This window comes from Rhodococcus sp. JCM 9793, assembly GCF_055380405.1.
In genome coordinates this window covers 2,164,110-2,180,921 of the sequence record NZ_AP043721.1, presented here as the reverse complement: position 1 = coordinate 2,180,921, position 16,812 = coordinate 2,164,110, and the positions used below count along the sequence as shown (strand labels likewise).

At 66.0% G+C, this 16,812-nt stretch carries 13 protein-coding genes; 5 read left to right on the top strand and 8 right to left on the bottom strand.

Annotation, left to right across the window (positions count from 1 at the left end; translation table 11 throughout):
* Positions 1-6: 6 nt before the first annotated feature.
* The 3 genes from ACZ46K_RS12195 to ACZ46K_RS12185 all read right to left on the bottom strand — a co-directional run bounded on the left by ACZ46K_RS12195 (position 7) and on the right by ACZ46K_RS12185 (position 2,165).
* Positions 7-1,230 carry an O-succinylhomoserine sulfhydrylase gene (locus tag ACZ46K_RS12195; RefSeq protein ID WP_054806100.1) on the bottom strand — a complete coding sequence of 408 codons (1,224 nt, stop codon included), beginning with the start codon at positions 1,228-1,230 and terminating at the stop codon, positions 7-9.
* Positions 1,227-1,637 (bottom strand): rhodanese-like domain-containing protein, encoded by a 411-nt coding sequence (locus tag ACZ46K_RS12190; protein WP_054806093.1) that lies wholly within the window; start codon positions 1,635-1,637, stop codon positions 1,227-1,229. Before ACZ46K_RS12190 ends, ACZ46K_RS12195 begins: the two co-directional genes overlap by 4 nt.
* An 84-nt stretch (positions 1,638-1,721) precedes the next feature.
* Positions 1,722-2,165, bottom strand: coding sequence for an Rv0361 family membrane protein (locus ACZ46K_RS12185; protein WP_054806094.1), 444 nt, complete (start codon positions 2,163-2,165; stop codon positions 1,722-1,724).
* Between the two features lie 287 nt (positions 2,166-2,452).
* On the opposite strand from ACZ46K_RS12185, the gene ACZ46K_RS12180 reads away from it, so the two are divergent.
* Positions 2,453-3,847, top strand: coding sequence for an FAD-dependent oxidoreductase (locus ACZ46K_RS12180; protein ID WP_464748439.1), 1,395 nt, complete (start codon positions 2,453-2,455; stop codon positions 3,845-3,847).
* 96 nt (positions 3,848-3,943) lie between these two features.
* On the opposite strand, the gene ACZ46K_RS12175 is transcribed toward ACZ46K_RS12180, so the two are convergent.
* Both ACZ46K_RS12175 and purT read right to left on the bottom strand, forming a co-directional pair.
* Positions 3,944-4,426: a DUF456 domain-containing protein gene (locus tag ACZ46K_RS12175; protein WP_054806095.1), complete on the bottom strand. Its 483-nt coding sequence runs from the start codon at positions 4,424-4,426 to the stop codon at positions 3,944-3,946.
* Complete coding sequence (purT, locus tag ACZ46K_RS12170; protein WP_464748438.1) at positions 4,423-5,664, bottom strand: formate-dependent phosphoribosylglycinamide formyltransferase; 1,242 nt, start codon at positions 5,662-5,664, stop codon at positions 4,423-4,425. The genes ACZ46K_RS12175 and purT overlap by 4 nt, the downstream gene beginning before the upstream one ends.
* Positions 5,665-5,709: 45 nt before the next feature.
* On the opposite strand from purT, the gene ACZ46K_RS12165 reads away from it, so the two are divergent.
* Positions 5,710-8,373 carry a vitamin B12-dependent ribonucleotide reductase gene (locus tag ACZ46K_RS12165; protein WP_464748436.1) on the top strand — a complete coding sequence of 888 codons (2,664 nt, stop codon included), beginning with the start codon at positions 5,710-5,712 and terminating at the stop codon, positions 8,371-8,373.
* A gap of 114 nt (positions 8,374-8,487) precedes the next feature.
* Here the strand turns inward: ACZ46K_RS12165 and ACZ46K_RS12160 are convergent, their stop codons facing one another.
* Entirely contained in the window at positions 8,488-8,868 is a 381-nt protein-coding gene (locus tag ACZ46K_RS12160) for a VOC family protein (protein WP_054806101.1), read from the bottom strand.
* A 91-nt stretch (positions 8,869-8,959) separates the two neighbouring features.
* On the opposite strand from ACZ46K_RS12160, the gene ACZ46K_RS12155 reads away from it, so the two are divergent.
* The gene (locus tag ACZ46K_RS12155) at positions 8,960-9,340 is read left to right on the top strand and encodes a nuclear transport factor 2 family protein (RefSeq protein WP_464748434.1); all 381 of its coding nucleotides are present in this window, start codon (positions 8,960-8,962) and stop codon (positions 9,338-9,340) included.
* Positions 9,341-9,417: 77 nt separating this feature from the next.
* The gene (locus ACZ46K_RS12150; RefSeq protein ID WP_054806096.1) at positions 9,418-10,515 is read left to right on the top strand and encodes a CaiB/BaiF CoA transferase family protein; all 1,098 of its coding nucleotides are present in this window, start codon (positions 9,418-9,420) and stop codon (positions 10,513-10,515) included.
* Between the two features lie 34 nt (positions 10,516-10,549).
* Here the strand turns inward: ACZ46K_RS12150 and ACZ46K_RS12145 are convergent, their stop codons facing one another.
* A complete protein-coding gene (locus tag ACZ46K_RS12145; RefSeq protein ID WP_464748432.1) occupies positions 10,550-13,837 on the bottom strand; it encodes a protein kinase domain-containing protein in 3,288 nt (1,095 codons plus the stop codon).
* Between the two features lie 231 nt (positions 13,838-14,068).
* Here ACZ46K_RS12145 and ACZ46K_RS12140 point away from each other — a divergent pair, with 231 nt between their 5' ends.
* The gene (locus ACZ46K_RS12140; protein ID WP_464748430.1) at positions 14,069-15,301 is read left to right on the top strand and encodes an HNH endonuclease signature motif containing protein; all 1,233 of its coding nucleotides are present in this window, start codon (positions 14,069-14,071) and stop codon (positions 15,299-15,301) included.
* Positions 15,302-15,318: 17 nt separating this feature from the next.
* Here ACZ46K_RS12140 and yczR read toward each other — a convergent pair whose 3' ends face one another.
* Positions 15,319-16,776 carry a MocR-like transcription factor YczR gene (gene yczR, locus ACZ46K_RS12135; RefSeq protein ID WP_464749298.1) on the bottom strand — a complete coding sequence of 486 codons (1,458 nt, stop codon included), beginning with the start codon at positions 16,774-16,776 and terminating at the stop codon, positions 15,319-15,321.
* Positions 16,777-16,812 lie beyond the last annotated feature (36 nt).

Sequence of the window (16,812 nt, the reverse complement as noted above, 5' to 3'; positions counted from 1 at the left end):
GTCGGATCAGGCGAGCGCCTGCTCCAGGTCTTCGAGCAGATCCTCGGGATCTTCGAGACCCACCGACAGGCGCACGACGCCGTCGGACAGGCCGATCGCGGCGCGTCCTTCGGGCCCCATCGCCCGGTGGGTGGTGGTCGCGGGGTGAGTGATGAGCGACTTCGTGTCGCCGAGATTGTTGGAGATGTCGACGACGCGCAGCTTGTTGAGCAACTCGAACGCACGCTTCTTGCCTTCGCCCTCGGGGGCGTCGAGTTCGAAGGTGAGGATCGTGCCGCCGCCGCTCATCTGGGATTTCGCCAGCTCGTACTGCGGGTGCGATTCGAGGTACGGGTACTTGACCCAGCGCACCGCGGCGTTCGACTCCAGGAACCGGCCGAGGCGCAGTGCCGAGTCCACCGCGGCATTGAGCCGAACAGGCATCGTCTCGAGGCCCTTGAGCAGCGTCCACGCGTTGAACGGGCTCAGCGACGGACCGGTGTGACGGATCAGGTTCTTGACGGGTCCGTCGATATAGTCCTGGGGCCCGAGGATCGCTCCGCCGAGCACCCGGCCCTGGCCGTCGATGTGCTTGGTGCCCGAGTATACGACGATGTCTGCACCGAGGTCGAGGCTGCGCTGCAGCAGCGGGGTGGCGAAGACGTTGTCCAGCACCACCTTTGCGCCTGCGGCATGGGCCATCTCGGAGACCTTGCGTACGTCGACGAGGGTCTGCATCGGGTTCGAGGGGGTTTCGAAGAATACGGCGGTCGTGGGCACCGACAGCGCCTTCTCCCACTGGTCGAGGTCTTCACCGTCGACGAACACCGTCTCCACACCCCATCGGGGCAGGATCTCGTTGCAGACGACGAAGCATGAGCCGAAGAGACTGCGGGCCGCGACGAGGCGATCCCCCTTGCCGAGCAATGCCGCGAGCGCCGTGAACACAGCCGACATGCCCGACGCTGTGGCATACGCGCCTTCCGCGCCGTCGAGCAGCCGCAACCGCTCCTCGAACATCTTCACGGTCGGGTTGCCGTACCGGGAGTACACGAAGTGGTCGACCTCACCCGTGAATGCCTGCTCGGCGGCCTCGGCCGACTCGTAGACGAACCCGGAGTTGAGGTACAGCGCTTCGGAGGTCTCTTCGAAACCGGACCTCATCACACCACCGCGCACGCCGAGCGTGGCGGGGCGCACCGAATCGGGCAGCGTCTTGCTGAACGCACCGCCCTGGGGAATTGCACTCACGACTGCCTCCACGGCAGGCCCGCGGCCCGCCAGCCCTGTCCGCCGCGATGCTTGTCGGCATCGAGCGGCCCTTCGAATCCTTCGAGAACGTTGTATGCAGGGGCCAGGCCCGCGGCCGTCGCAGCTTCCGCGGCGCCGATCGAACGCTGACCCGAGCGACAGAGGAATATCACCGGTCCGCCACCGACCCCGGCGGCCTTCAGCTCATCGACGAAGCGCTCGTTGGGGGCACCTGCGGGGTACGACACCCATTCGACGAACAGCGTGCGGCGCTCGATGGGTGCGGTGTCGGGGACACCCACGTATTTCCATTCGGCGTCGGTGCGCACATCGACGAGCACGGCATCCTGATTTTCCTGCAGCAGCTCCCAGGCGTGCTGCGGTGTGATATCACCTGCGTAGCTCACGGGAATACCTTTTCACAGGTCAGGCCCGAGCGACTACGCGGGAGGTGGGTCGACCGGCGATCCGCAGGATCGAACCCGGGCTGATCAGGCGGTGCAGACGCGCCACACGTCGTCAGCGAGGGTCAGGTCCCATGTCTCGGTCGTCGACTCACCGTCGATCACAGTGGTGACGTCGACGGTGGCCTTGTCGCCGTCGATGACGATGTTGTCGGTGCTCTGCAGCTCGATGTCGCTGTCGACCCCGGCGAGCGGCCCCTCACCGCGGCGCAGTTCGCTGCAACGGAGGATGACGAGAACGTCCTCGTCGTCTGCGTTGACGGCCTTGACGTAGTCGCTGGTGGTGCGCGCGATCCGTTCGTTGTCGTCGAGAGCCTCACCATCGGTCGAGAGGAACTGCGTGACGACGATCACCAGTGCGAGGACGGCGACCACGAGGACGGCGCCGATGAACGGCCAGGGTGTGCTGTTCCTGGATCCGTTCGGGTCGAGACCGTCGGGTTCGGGTTCGGGGTCACGCCGTTGTGCCATGCGGATGATCCTATCCTCGGTGGATCCACCTCGATCGGCCGCATTTGCGCCAATAAACCCTAGTGAGGTAGGAATTGACCATGGCCACCACTCCGCTCGTCCGACGCCTCGCCGTCGACCTGTGCCGCGTGAGTGCCCACATGTGTTGTCGCTGAAGCGATTCTCCCGACGTTTCCCGGAGTTCTCCTCCACCGTCATCCCGCGCGACCTGCGCCCGCCCACTGAGGGCAGCCTTAATTTAAGCTGGATATGTCCGTCCGCACACCGAAGAGGTAGATGATCCCCCGATGACTGATCAGAGCCGTCCCCTTCGCGTCGCGATCGTCGGTGCCGGCCCCGCCGGTATCTACGCCGCCGATGCACTCATGAAGTCCGACACTGCGCAGGATCCCGGGGTGAGCATCGACCTGTTCGAACGCATGCCGGCGCCGTTCGGCCTCATCCGCTACGGCGTGGCACCCGACCATCCGCGCATCAAGGGCATCATCACCGCGCTGCACAAGGTGCTCGACAAGCCGAACGTGCGTCTGCTCGGCAACCTCGACTACGGCGTCGACATCACACTCGACGACCTGTACCGCTTCTACGACGCGGTGATCTTCTCGACCGGCGCCAACGCCGACCGTGAACTGAAGATCCCCGGCATCGACCTCGACGGCAGCTACGGCGCCGCCGACTTCGTGTCGTGGTACGACGGTCACCCCGACGTCCCACGCACCTGGCCGCTCGAGGCCGAGAAGGTCGCCGTCCTCGGTGTCGGCAACGTCGCACTCGACATCGCGCGTGTGCTCGCCAAGACCGGCGACGAACTGCTGCCCACCGAGATCCCGCCGAACGTCTACGAGGGCCTGAAGAACAACAAGGCCGTCGAGGTGCATGTCTTCGGGCGTCGAGGGCCGGCGCAGGCCAAGTTCACCCCTCTCGAGCTGCGCGAACTCGATCACTCGCCGACCATCGAGGTCATCGTCGATCCCGAGGACATCGACTACGACGCCGGCTCCGAGGCGGCGCGCCGCAACTCCAAGCAGGTCGACATGGTCGCCAACACCCTGCAGGATTGGGCCATCCGCGACGCCGGCAATCGCCCGCACAAGCTGTTCCTGCACTTCTTCGAGTCGCCCGCCGAGGTTCTCGGAGAGGACGGCAAGGTCGTCGGTCTACGCACCGAGCGCACGGAACTCGACGGCACCGGCAACGTCCGCGGCACCGGCAAGACCCGCGACTGGGACGTGCAGGCCGTGTACCGCGCGGTGGGCTACCTGTCGCAGAACATCGCGAACCTGCCGTTCGACGATCAGGCCGGCACCGTCCCCAACGAGGCCGGACGTGTGCTCGCCGACGACACCGTCGAAGGTCACGACCGGTTCATGCCGCGCACGTACGTCACCGGTTGGATCAAGCGTGGCCCGGTCGGCCTGATCGGCCACACCAAGGGCGATGCCAACGAGACCGTCGCGAACCTCCTCGAGGACCGTGCCTCGGGCCGTCTCACCGCTCCCGAACTGCCGGGCGAGGACGACGTCGTGAAGTTCCTCGAAGAAAAGCAGCTGCCGTACACGACGTGGCAGGGCTGGTACCGACTCGACGCGCACGAGCGCAGCCTCGGTGAGGCAGAGGGTCGTGAGCGCGTGAAGGTCGTCGAGCGCGACGACATGTTCCGCGCGTCCGAACCACAGAAGTAGTCCGTCGCCTACGGCGATGTCGGCCGAAGGTCACCTTCATTCAGCTGGAATGTCTGAAGGTGACCTTCGGCCATATTCATGTCGGGCACGGGGAACCTAGGCGAACAACACGGCACCCAGCCACACGCCCGCGGCGATGAGCCCGCCGAGTAGTTCGACGAGCATCGACAGGCCCACGGCCTTCGTCGCCTCCACCGTCGAGCGCCATGCTCCGCTGTGCGTCCGATGCCGTTGAGCCTCGGACACGTACATTCCGAGCAGGAATCCGAGGAAAAGGCCGATCACCGGGATCACGAAGAATCCGATGATGCCGAGCAGACCGCCGATGAGCAGCGAACGGTTGGGCACTCCAGACTTCGCGAGTCGTCTGCCCGGCCAGGTGTATTTGACGATCCCGGTGACCACCATCGCAACCGTCGCGACCGCGAACACCGTCCATGCGACAGTGCCGCCGGTCATGAACGCCCACACCGCGATCGCGCCGAAGATCAGCAGAACGCCGGGCAGGATCGGCACGACGATGCCGACCAGCCCGACGAGGATCGCCAGCCCGACGAGAAGCTCGGCGCCTGCGCTCACGGCGTGACGGGGCGAACGAGGGACGCGGCGAGCGTCGCGCGTTCGCGGGCACTGTCGATGTCCGGGCCGGTCGACACGGCCACACCCATCCGCCGACGCAGGAACGATTCGGGTTTGCCGAACAGGCGCACATCCGTCTCGGGCACACGCAGGGCGTCGGCGAGGCCGTCGAACGCGATTCCGGTTGCGTCGACACCCCCGTAGATGACAGCCGATGCGCCCGGACGCAGGTGCTCCACGTCCACCGGTAGCCCGAGGATCGCGCGGGCGTGCAGTTCGAACTCGGAGTAGCGCTGGCTTCCCATGGTCACCAGTCCGGTGTCGTGTGGGCGCGGGCTGACCTCGGAGAAATAGACGTCGTCGCCCTTGACGAACAGTTCGACGCCGAACACTCCCCGGCCGCCCAGTGCGCCGGTCACGGCCGCCGCGACCTCACGCGACCGAACCAGCGCCGCGTCGCTCATGGGCTGCGGCTGCCACGATTCGATGTAGTCGCCGGCACTCTGCAGGTGGCCGATCGGCTCGCAGAAGAACGTCTCGACCTCCCCCGATTCGCCGACGGCGCGCACGGTGAGCTGGGTGATCTCGTAGTCGAAGTCGACGAAACCCTCCACGATGACGGTGCCGTGGTTGATGCGACCACCGGCAAGCGCGTACTCCCACGCTGCGTCCAGGTCGTCGTCCGAACGCACCGTCGACTGTCCCTTGCCGGACGACGACATGACGGGCTTGATGACGCACGGGAAACCGATCTCCGCGGTGGCGGCGCGCACGTCGTCGAGCGAGTTCGCGAACCGGTACGGCGACGTCGGCAATCCGAGTTCTTCCGCGGCGAGCCGACGGATCCCTTCGCGGTTCATCGTCAACTGCGTGGCCCGCGCGTTGGGGATCACCTCGGCGAGGCCCCGCTCCTCCACGACGGCGAGCGCATCGGTGGCGATCGCCTCGATCTCGGGCACCACCAGGTGGGGACGCTCGGCCTCGATGATCGCGAGCACCGCCTCCGGGTCGCCCATGTCGATGGTGTGGGCCCGGTGTGCGACCTGGTGGCCCGGCGCGTCGGCGTATCGGTCGACGGCGATCACCTCGACGCCGAGTCGCTGCAACGCGATGATCACTTCCTTGCCGAGTTCACCCGATCCGAGCAGCAGGACACGGGTCGCGGTGGAAGACAGCGGAGTGCCGAGCCGTGGAGAGACGGGGGGACGCGGGGAAATATGAGGACGCGGTGAGACCATGGTGGGACTATATGTGGCATCCGTCGTCGCCCCGAAAGGAAAGCGATGAGCAGTGCACCACACACGAACACACAGGCACGTGACGAGGTGCCATGGCAGCGCCGCGATGCCCGCATCGTCCATCACGGCACCGGTGAGGTCGTCTTCGAGCAGCTCGGCGTCGAGTTCCCGGAGTTCTGGTCGCAGAACGCCACGGACATCGTCACCCAGAAGTATTTCCGTGGCCGGCTCGGCACCGAGGGGCGCGAAGACTCGTTGCGCGATGTGGTGGCGCGGATCGTCGACACGATCACCGCGTGGGGTGCCGCCGACGGCCACCTCGACGACCCGGAGGCATTTGCCGCCGAGCTGACCTGTCTGCTCGTACATCAGAAGGCGTCGTTCAACAGTCCGGTGTGGTTCAACATCGGCGTTCCCGACACCCCGCAGCAGGCCAGTGCGTGTTTCATCCTGTCGGTCGACGACACCATCGACTCGATCCTCGAGTGGTACCGGCAGGAAGCGGTGATCTTCAAAGGTGGTTCCGGGGCGGGCGTGAACCTCTCCCGCATCCGATCGTCCGCGGAACCTCTCGGTGGGGGCGGCACCGCGTCTGGCCCGGTCAGTTTCATGCGCGGCGCCGATGCGTCGGCAGGGACCATCAAGTCGGGTGGGAAGACCCGGCGTGCCGCGAAGATGGTCATTCTCGACGTCTCGCATCCCGACATCGACGAGTTCGTCGACTGCAAGGCGATCGAAGAACGCAAGGCTCGGGTGCTCGCCGACGCCGGATTCGACATGGGTCTCGACGGTTCCGACATTCATTCGGTGCAGTACCAGAATGCGAACAATTCGGTGCGGGTGACCGACGAGTTCATGCAGGCTGTCGTCGACGATGCGCAGTGGCCGTTGCGTGCGGTCACGACCGGCGCCGCGGTACGCACGGTTCGTGCACGAGACCTGATGCAGCGCATCGCCGCTGCCACGTGGGAGTGCGCCGACCCCGGCATGCAGTACGACACCACCATCAACCGCTGGCACACCGCGGCCACCACCGGGCGGATCAACGGATCCAACCCCTGCTCCGAATACATGCATCTCGACGACTCGGCGTGCAATCTGTCGAGCATGAACCTGCTGAAGTTCCTGCGGGAGGACGGCGTGTTCGACGTGGACGGGTTCAGCCGTGCCGTCGAGGTGATGCTCACCGCGCAGGAAATTCTGGTGGGTCGTGCCGATTACCCGACCGACAAGATCGGTGAGACGTCCCGCCGGTTCCGGCAACTCGGGCTCGGCTACGCGAATCTCGGTGCGCTGCTGATGGCCTCAGGACTTCCGTACGACAGCGATGCCGGGCGCGCCTACGCCGCCGCGGTCACCGCGCTGATGACGGGTCACGCGTACGAGGTGTCTGCACAGCTCGCGCGACGCCTCGGACCGTTCGACGGTTTCACCGAGAACCGTGAACCGATGCTCGGTGTGCTCGCGCGGCACCGCGGGGCCGTCGACGACATCGATTCCGACCTCGCGCCACCGGACGTGCTTGCGGCGGCGCGTGAGGCGTGGGATCGCGCGGTCGCAGACGGCACTGAACACGGGGTGCGGAACAGTCAGGTCACGGTACTCGCCCCCACCGGCACGATCGGCTTGGCGATGGACTGCGACACCACCGGCATCGAACCCGATCTGGCGCTGGTGAAGACGAAGAAACTCGTGGGCGGTGGCAGTCTGTCGATCGTCAACCGCACTGTTCCGCGCGCATTGTCGCGGCTCGGATACAACCCCGCCGAGGTCGCCGACATCGTGGCGCATCTCGACCTGCAACACACACTCACGGGCGCTCCGCATGTACTCGCCGAGCACCGGGCGGTATTCGCAACGTCGATGGGCGACAATGCGATCGCAGCTCGCGGGCACGTGACGATGATGGCGGCGGTGCAGCCGTTCCTGTCGGGTGCCATCTCGAAGACCGTGAACCTGCCGGAGTCCGCGACTGTCGACGACATCGCCGCCCTGTATGTCGACGCGTGGCGCCTCGGTCTCAAGGCTCTGGCCGTCTACCGCGACAACTGCAAGCTCGGGCAGCCCCTCTCGACCTCGAGGCCGCAGGCGACCGGGGAGGCCGTGACAGCGCCGGTCGCGACGGCCCGCCGCGAACGCCTGCCACGCACCCGCAATTCACGTACGTTCGAGTTCCGGGTGGCCGACTGCAAGGGTTTCGTCACGATCGGCGAGTACGACGACGGGCGTCCGGGCGAAATGTTCCTGCGCGTGTCGAAGCAAGGCTCCACCCTTGCCGGGATCATGGATGCGTTCTCGATGGCCGTCAGTTACGGTCTGCAATACGGGGTTCCACTGCGCACGTTCGTGCGGGCGTTCACCAGTACCCGATTCGAGCCGGCGGGTATCACGGACGATCCCGACCTGCGGATCGCCTCCTCGATCCTCGACTACATCTTCCGGCGCCTCGCCGTCGACTATCTCGAGACCGAGGAACGGATGGAGCTGGGTGTCCGTACCGGCGGTGAGCGTGCCGCCCATGACGGTCTCCCTCCCGAGCTACCCGCGAACGACATTGCTGATCTCGACGTCGGCACCCGCCGGGGGCCTGCCTCCGTGGCCGGGAGGGAGTCGGATGCTCCGTATTGCATGCAGTGCGGTGTACAGATGCAGAGGGCAGGGTCGTGTCACGCCTGCCCGTCGTGCGGAAACACAAGCGGCTGTAGCTGATCTGTACCGATATCGCATACTGGCACCACCGACCAGTTCGCGCATCCGACGCGAGGGCCTGGGTCGCGATGGTCTCGCTCATCGCCGGGGAGATGGGCGGGGCGTAGGCCTGCGTCAGACGTGATTCTCGATGAGCGAGAGGACGTTGCTGTGGGGGTCGCGGAACCACGCGACACGCAGCCCGTCGGGCGCGGTCCACGCGTCGTGGTCGTCCTGATCCATGCCGGTGTACCGAATGAAGTCGACGCCCTTGGCCCGGAGTCGTTCGACTGTCTCGTCGAGGTCGAGAACCCGCCAGCCCAGGGCGGTGTATCCGGTCTCTCCGCGCGACTGCACGAGGGTGATCCGCACGGGGGCTCCTTCGCCGCCGTCGATCACCAGCGTGAAGTTGTCCCGATCGATCTTCCGGAAGCCGAGGGTGTCGACGTAGAACATCTCCGAGACATCGAGATCGGTGCTCGGCACGAAGCTCACGAGTTGGCCGCTGATCGTCATGGCACCCACTCTGCTCCGTACGCACCTCACTCGGCAACAGATCAGGTCACAATCGTGTTGACACCGACCCGGTTGACCTAGTCTGGGACGCATGAGCACCTCGGAGATCGCGACCGTCCTGGCCTGGCACGATGCCGTCAACAGCAACGACATCGACACCCTGGTGGAGTTGTCCAGCGACGACATTGTTCTGCCCACCGACGACGATGATCCCGATCAGGGTCTCGACGAGTTGCGCGAGTGGGCGACTTCGTCGGGCGTCACGCTCGAGATCGGACGCATGTTCGTGCACCACGGCATCGTCGTCGTCGAAGAGACGTCCACCTGGGCGTCCGACCCCGACACACCGGTGAGGGAGGCCATCGCGTTTCGTGTGGTCGAGGACCAGGTCGTCACGGTCGTACGCCACGGCAATCTCGAAGAAGCGTTCGAGGCGACCGGACTCGGTGAGGGCGACCTGTACGAGCAGTGACACACCCCATATGTTGAACGCTCGCTAAGGTACTCTCCGAGGCGATAGTCCCTACGCATCGGAGTGAGGTTCGACGAGTGTCCGCTGAAGCTGTTGAGAAGAAGGGTCCCCTCGCGAGTATCCGCGTCGTCGAGTTCAAGGGGCTCGGCCCCGGACCGCACGCAGCGACGCTGCTCGCCGATCTCGGCGCCGACGTCGTCACGGTCCAGCGGCCCGGCGGGATCCCGCCGGAAGGCGCGCGCGACCCGATCCAGCGGAATCGCCGGATCATCGAGGCCGACCTCAAGAACCCTGACGACATCGAGAAGGTGCTCTCGCTGCTCGAGCGCGCCGACGTGCTCATCGAGGGTTTTCGTCCCGGAGTGACAGAGCGCATGGGTCTGGGCCCCGACGTGGTGCTCGAACGCAATCCGCGCATCGTCTACGGCCGGATGACGGGCTGGGGTCAGGAAGGCCCGCTGGCGAACGCCGCCGGCCACGACATCAACTACATCTCCCTCACCGGCGTGCTGCACGCGATCGGCCGTCAGGGTGAGCGGCCGGTGCCTCCGCTGAACATGGTCGGCGACTTCGGCGGCGGCTCGATGTTCCTGCTCTTCGGCATCCTCTCCGCGCTCGTCGAACGAGGCGTGTCCGGCAAGGGTCAGGTCGTCGACGCGGCGATGGTCGACGGCGCGCTGGCACTGTCACACATGATGTGGGCGTTCCGCGGCCGCGGCGCATGGTCGGACGAACGCGGCGTGAACATGCTCGACACCGGCGCCCCGTACTACGAGGTGTACGAGACGAAGGACGGCAAGTACATGGCCGTCGGTTCGATCGAGCCGCAGTTCTACGCGCTTCTACTGAAGGGTCTCGACCTCGACGCGGCCGAACTGCCCGCCCAGAACGACCGGGCGTCGTGGCCGGAGATGAAGAAGCTGTTCACCGAGAAGTTCCTGTCGAAGACGCGCGACGAGTGGTCGGCGATCTTCCTCGGTACCGACGCGTGTGTCTCCCCCGTTCTCACGTTCGCCGAGGCACCGGCAAACGAGCACATTGCCTCACGCGGGTCGCTAATCGAGCTCGAGGGCATCACCCAGCACGCTCCGGCTCCGCGGTTCTCCCGCACGCCGGCGGGAGAACCGGCCGCACCGGCGGGGGAGGCCACGGATATCACGACCCTGTGGGTCTGATCAGCCACCTGCAGCGACGCGGTGCCGCCTCGGATCATTCGTGATCCGGAGCAGCACCGCGCTTTTCGCATTCGTCGACGAGTTCGAGAGCACGCTGCGCGCGGTGCAGGAATCCGAGCTCCTGCAGCAATACGAACCACTCGCTCGCCCACCTGTGGGCGAGCACGAGATGTTCCGGCGAGGGATCGGCGAGTAGCAACCGGATCGCGGTGTCCTCTTCGATCTGGGCGGTGTGCAACGCAATTCCCGTACCGGGACGCGGACGACCGTATTCGACGACCGGTCGCGGATGTGCGATCGGAATACCGAGCTTGACGCGTTCGTTCTCGACTGCCGCGGCCAAGCGTTCGAGTCCCATCTCCGAGGCGATGCGCGCGCCGTCGGCCAAACGACTCGCCGCCGTAACGCGATCACCACGCAACTCCTTGACGCGGGCACCTATGACATAGCGGGAAATCTTGAAATCGACGACGCCGCCTTCGGCTCCCAGCCTGTAGCCTTCGTCGAGCAGCCGCTCTGCTTCCTCGAGGCTGCCCTGTTCGTACAGGAACTCCCCCAGCACAGATCCCGCGAGCAACGTCGGCGTCGAATGTGTCCCGCTGGCAAGTCGGGAAATTCGCCACGCTTCTCGGAAGAGGTCGCCCGCGCTGTCGGTGTCGAGTTGTTCGAGTGCCGCAAGGCCGAGCAGCGTGTAGCCGTTCACGAGGTTGTACGGGCCTGGGTTGCGATCGTGGTAGCTCTCGGCAAGCTCCTGCAACCGCCGCGCTGCTTCGAAATCGCCGCGATACACCGCGTCGAACGTCGCGGTGTTCAACCCTGAAGACACCACGATCGGCGACAGGGTCCCGGCCCGCGCCATCAGACGGCTGACGAAGCCGTCTTCCCTACCGGTTCGATCTGCCCGCACGTCGACGAATCGCCGAACCACTTCGACCTCGACCGCGATGTCGACGGCCTCGTCACCCGTGACCTTGCCGGCATCGAGACCGCGGTCGACCAAGGCGAGAGCACGGAGTCCACGTTCGGCGTTGTGGGTGACGACGTGAGCCCACGCCACAGCGAGCTGCAGCCGCGGTCGCATTGCCACGGTGCCGCGCGGCAGCTTCGCGACCAGACCGAGCAGCGTGGTGGCACGCCCGTTCGCGAGCAGGATCCGTGCGTCGCGTTCGACGATGTCGACGGCGTAGTCGTCGTCGGCAGCCGCGAGGGCATGATCGACGGCTTCGCTCGTCATCGAATGCTGTTCGAACCAGTGTGCTGCGGTCCGGTGGAGTCCGGGCAACCGTTCGGGGAAGTCGCGTTCGAGACGTTGCCGCAGGAACTCCGCGAACAACGGCTGGAAACGGAACCACCGTCCGTCGTCATCGACACGATGCAGGAACAGATCGCGGTCCTCGATGTCTTCGAGCATCGCTTGCCCATGTCCGTGCCCGCTCAGCGCCGACGCGAGGCTCCCGCACGTCTGCTCCGTGACCGCGGCAGTGAGCAGGAAGTCGAGGAGTTCGTCGTCCACCGAGGTGAGGACGTTCTCGGTGAGGAACTGTCCGATGCCACGGTGGCGTCCGGACAGGTGGGCGACGAGATGCGCGGGGTCGTCGTGACCTCGCAGCGACACGGACGCAAGTTGCAACGCCGCGGGCCACCCGTCGGTGGCTGCGACGAGATCCGCGACGATTTCGTCATCGAGAACGATGTCGGTGTGCCGGGAGAGGAACTTCTTTGTTTCGTCGACGTCGAAAGTGAGCATGCTGTGGTCGATTTCGACGAGTTCGTCGAGAACCCTCATGCGGCTGACAGGCAGGCCCGCGCGGGTGCGTCCGACGACCATGACCTGGAGGTGATGGCACCCGTTGTCGAGCAGATATGCCATGGCCGCGATGGTCGCGGAATCGGTGACGCGATGCCAGTCGTCGATGATCACCACGAGCCGCTCACCTGCCGCGTGGATCTCGTCGACCAGCGAGGTCAGAACGTAGCGTTCGGCGTCGTCGCCGTGTTCGTCGAGTGCTTGCCCCAGCTCTTGCGCGAGGGTGGGCCGTACCTGCCGGACCGCCTCGACAAGGTGCGCGAGGAACCACACGACGTTGTTGTCGTCGTGGTCGACGTTGAGCCACGCCACCCCGACACCCTGGTCGTCGAGTTGATAGCGCCACTCGATCGCGAGCATCGTCTTACCGAAACCCGGTGGTGCATGCACAACGATCAGGCGGCGACGATGCGAGTCGTCGAGGAGGTTCAGCAACTTCCACCGCGCCACGAGTCGCCGGGAAGGAACCGGCGGACGGAACCGAGTTGCGGGGGCGGGTGGGGTGGTGGACCTGCCGCTCGTACGACGTGAACGTGCGCGTCCACTCGTGGAAATGGTAGCGGATGGTGTTGCGCCACTGCCTGTTCCCTGCACTCCGCCGGGTTCGCTCGCCATTCCGGCCACTGCGAGATCATCGACGCGAAGCCCGTGCTCGGCCTGCACGGCGCGCAGGATTTCGCCGAATTCGGCGGCGGTCGACGGCCGGGAGTCCGGGTCCACCGACATCGCCTGTTCGATCGCGGCGCACAATTCGTCGGGGACTCCATCTGCCCGCAGGTCGGGGATCGGCTGGGTTGTCAGGCGCACGAACTGGGCAACCACTCGTTCACCGCTGCGGCGTTCGAAGGCGGCGTGACCGGTCAGTGCGCAGAAGACCGTCGCCGCGAGACTGTAGACGTCGGACGCTGCCGTCGGTGTGCGCCCCGACAAGATTTCCGGCGCGGTGAATGCCGGGGACCCGGTGACTTCACCGGTCGCGGTTTCGAATCCCCCACGGATCCGGGCGATCCCGAAATCCGTGAGCTGTGGTTCACCGAACTCGGTGAGCAGGATGTTCGCCGGTTTGACGTCGCGGTGCGCGATGCCGAGACGATGCGCCGTTTCGAGAGCGCCGGACAGCTTGACGCCGAGTTCGAGGGCATCGTGCCAGTGCAGCGGGCCGGAACGACGGATCAATGCGTCGAGCGAATCCCGCGGGTGGTATTGCATCACCAGATAGGGACGACCGGATTCGGTGGCGCCGACCTGCAGCACGTTGACGATGTTCGGATGCCCGGAGAGCTGCCCCATCGCCCGCTGCTCGCGCAGGAACCGTTCGAGGTTGTCGGCACCGAGGTCGGAGGTGAGCACTTTGACCGCCACGATCCGGTCGAGCGCGACCTCTCGACAGCGGTAGACGATGCCGAATCCGCCGCGTCCGATCTCCTTGGCTTCGACGAATCCGGCCGCAGCCAACTCCGCAGCGACGTCGGGTCCGGCGTCGCGCTGCGTCTGCAGCGGATCCTGCGCGGCCACGATCGACCCTCACTTCGTCGAGCACAGACTCGGTCTCGAGTCCTGTGTCCACGATATCGCCGACGACCGACACCCCACGGCGGGTCGGCCGAGATAGATCAGCTCAGGCGTCGACAGCCCGTGATCCGATCTCTGCGGCACTATCGGCGCAGCAATTCGAAGACCGATTCGACTCGAACACATGTTCCAGAATACCTTGTCACTCGAATGTACGTTCTATACAATTCGAGCATGGGTGGGGAACTCCGGAAACTCGACAACAAGCAACTGATGGCCGAGACACTCGCCGTCTCCGCCGAAATCCATGCGTCGCAGGTGCACCGCGTGGATCTGATGATCGCGATGTACGAACGCGACACCGTCGAAGACCACGGCTACCGCAGCCCCGCCCACTGGCTCGCCGCAGCAACCAACCTCGAACTCGGTGAATGCCACCGCATCGAATCACTGGCTCGTCTACTACGACTCGAACCGGAAGTGCGTGAGGCATACAGCTCGGGGCTGCTCGACGCAGACAAAGCTCGCCAGATCGCCTACTTCTGCCAGCACTACCCACGCACCATGAACCCCTGCGACTTCGAGAAAGCCCGCACCATCCTCATCGACCACGCCAGCAAGACCGTCGCCACCAAAGCCACCGTCCGCGCCCTGATCCGCCGCCTCGAACACCTCTACGGCACCGGCGACGGACCACCACCCGGTGAGGATTCCACACGCAACGAACTGTTCGTCTCCACCACCCTGCACGGCAGGGTCGTCATCACAGGCGACTTCGATGCCGTCACCGGCGCCCGCCTCCGGCACCTGCTCTCCCCGTTGTCGGCACCGAGGCCCGAAACGAACGGCATCACCGACGACCGGCCGGCCTCCAAACGCACCGCCGATGCGTTCGAGCAACTCTTGCAGTGCGTCGAAGCCGCCGGGCTCGTCCCCGTCGAAGGCGGTGTGAAGCCGCACGTGACGGTCACCGCGTCGATCACGGATCTGACCAAGAACACCGCCGTCAAAGAACTCTTCGCGAACTCCCCAGAACACGGATACGCAACCGAACCGTGGGCCGGACCGTTGTCGATCGACACCGCCCGGATGCTCGCCTGCGACTGCCAGGTCACTCGGATCCTGCTCGACGAACACGGCGTGCCGTTGGCGCACGGCCGGACGCACCGTTCCGCGACGGTCGCGCAACGCCGCGCCCTCGCAGTGCGAGATGGCGGATGTGCTTTCCCGGGGTGCACCACCCCACCGGCCTGGGCGGATGCGCATCATGTGCGGCATTGGGTCGATGGTGGTGATACCGACCTCGACAATCTGGTGCTGCTCTGCGGACATCATCACCGGTTGATGCATCACACCGAGTGGGAAGTCGAGATGACTGAAGAGCGTCGGCCGCAGTTCATTCCGCCCGCGAGCATCGATCTGTTCCGGACACCGATACCCGGGAACAGACCGGAGTTGGTCACCTAGTCCCGACAACCACCGCCTCAGACGACGAGTCTGGATGCCTCCAGCTCGCCGCCCTGTGCCACCTGTGCGTACGCGTCGGCCACCGCCGTCACGGCGGCGCGCAGGAGGTCGCTGTGCTGCGTGTACGGCAACCGCACGAACCGTTCGAATGCGCCCTGCACGCCGAAACGTGGTCCGGCCGCGAGCAATACACCGCGGCTGGGTGCGATCGCGGCGAGCGCTGTCGACACCGGCTCCGGCATCCGCACCCACAGTGACATGCCTCCCTGGCCCGGGGTGTACTGCCAGTCGGGCAACTGCGTGTCGAGGGCCTCACACAATGCTTGCCTCTGCTCGCGTAGTTGCGCGCGCCGCTGTTCGAGAAGTTCATCGACATCCGACAGCAGGTGCGCGACCGCGAACTGTTCCATGACGGGAGTACCGAGATCCACGCCCGACCGGGCACCGGCCAACCGGGCGACCAACTCGCGATCGGCGCGAATCCAGCCCACGCGCAGACCGCCCCACAGGGACTTACCGGTCGACCCGATCGTCACCACCGACGAGCCGGCCGGGAACGATGCGACCGGCGCTGGGGGCGGCGCGTCGAGCCACAGGTCCACCATCGTCTCGTCCACCACCAGGGTCATACGGGCGTCATACATGATGCGCGCGAGTTCGGCGCGACCGGTCTCGTCGAGACACAGGCCGGTGGGGTTGTGGAAATCGGGGACGAGAAACGCCGTGCGCGCCGCGGTCTGGCGTGCAGCACCGGCGAGCGCCCCGAGATCCCACCCACCGGCGGGCCCGGCCTCTGGTCGCACCGGCACCGGGATCGGACGCGCGCCGTGCCGTCGGATCGCTTCGAGCGCATTCGGATAGGTCGGATGGTCGACGATCACGCGGTCGCCCGGATCGGTGAGCACACCGAGCAGCAGCCGCATCGCGTGCTGGGCCCCGGAGGTGACCATGATCTGTTCGGGTGAGGTGGGCAGTCCGCGTTCGCGGTACCGCTGCGCGATCACGTCCCGCAGGGCCGCGACACCGATCGGTTCCATCCCATGCGAGGACAGATACACCGACATCGAGCTCAGCGCCTGCTGGTAGGCGGCCTGAATCTCGGCGGCGGGCGCCGGCAACGACGCATTACTCAGGTCGATCGCGTCGCCACCGGGCGCCGGCGCTGTTCCGGAGCTGCGTGCCCGGGGGCGCCCGGCCGGCAGCGCGACGGTGCTCCGCGCGCCCTGCCTGCTGTGCAGATATCCCTCGTCGCGCAGCGTGGAGTATGCCGAGGTGACGGTGGTGCGGCTCAGCGACAACGCCGACGCGAGTTCGCGTTCGCTCGGCAGCGCGACCCCCAGTGGCACCCTGCCGTCGTGCACCAGGAGGCGGATGCCATCGGCGAGGGCCCGGTAGGCCGGCCGGACATTGCCGGCGTCCTGCCAGCTTCCGAGGTCGCGGACGAGTGAACCGGCCCCTATCGCACGCGTGATCACCGGTCCAGTATCCCGCACACTGGCCCTCCTGGGGCA

Excerpts from the sequence above, each read along its gene's own strand:
- ACZ46K_RS12185 (WP_054806094.1), bottom strand. The coding sequence starts at position 2,165 with ATGGCACAACGGCGTGACCCCGAACCCGAACCCGACGGTCTCGACCCG.
- ACZ46K_RS12160 (WP_054806101.1), bottom strand. The coding sequence starts at position 8,868 with ATGACGATCAGCGGCCAACTCGTGAGCTTCGTGCCGAGCACCGATCTC.
- purT (WP_464748438.1), bottom strand. The coding sequence starts at position 5,664 with ATGGTCTCACCGCGTCCTCATATTTCCCCGCGTCCCCCCGTCTCTCCA.
- ACZ46K_RS12140 (WP_464748430.1), top strand. The coding sequence starts at position 14,069 with ATGGGTGGGGAACTCCGGAAACTCGACAACAAGCAACTGATGGCCGAG.
- ACZ46K_RS12180 (WP_464748439.1), top strand. The coding sequence starts at position 2,453 with ATGACTGATCAGAGCCGTCCCCTTCGCGTCGCGATCGTCGGTGCCGGC.
- ACZ46K_RS12165 (WP_464748436.1), top strand. The coding sequence starts at position 5,710 with ATGAGCAGTGCACCACACACGAACACACAGGCACGTGACGAGGTGCCA.
- ACZ46K_RS12155 (WP_464748434.1), top strand. The coding sequence starts at position 8,960 with ATGAGCACCTCGGAGATCGCGACCGTCCTGGCCTGGCACGATGCCGTC.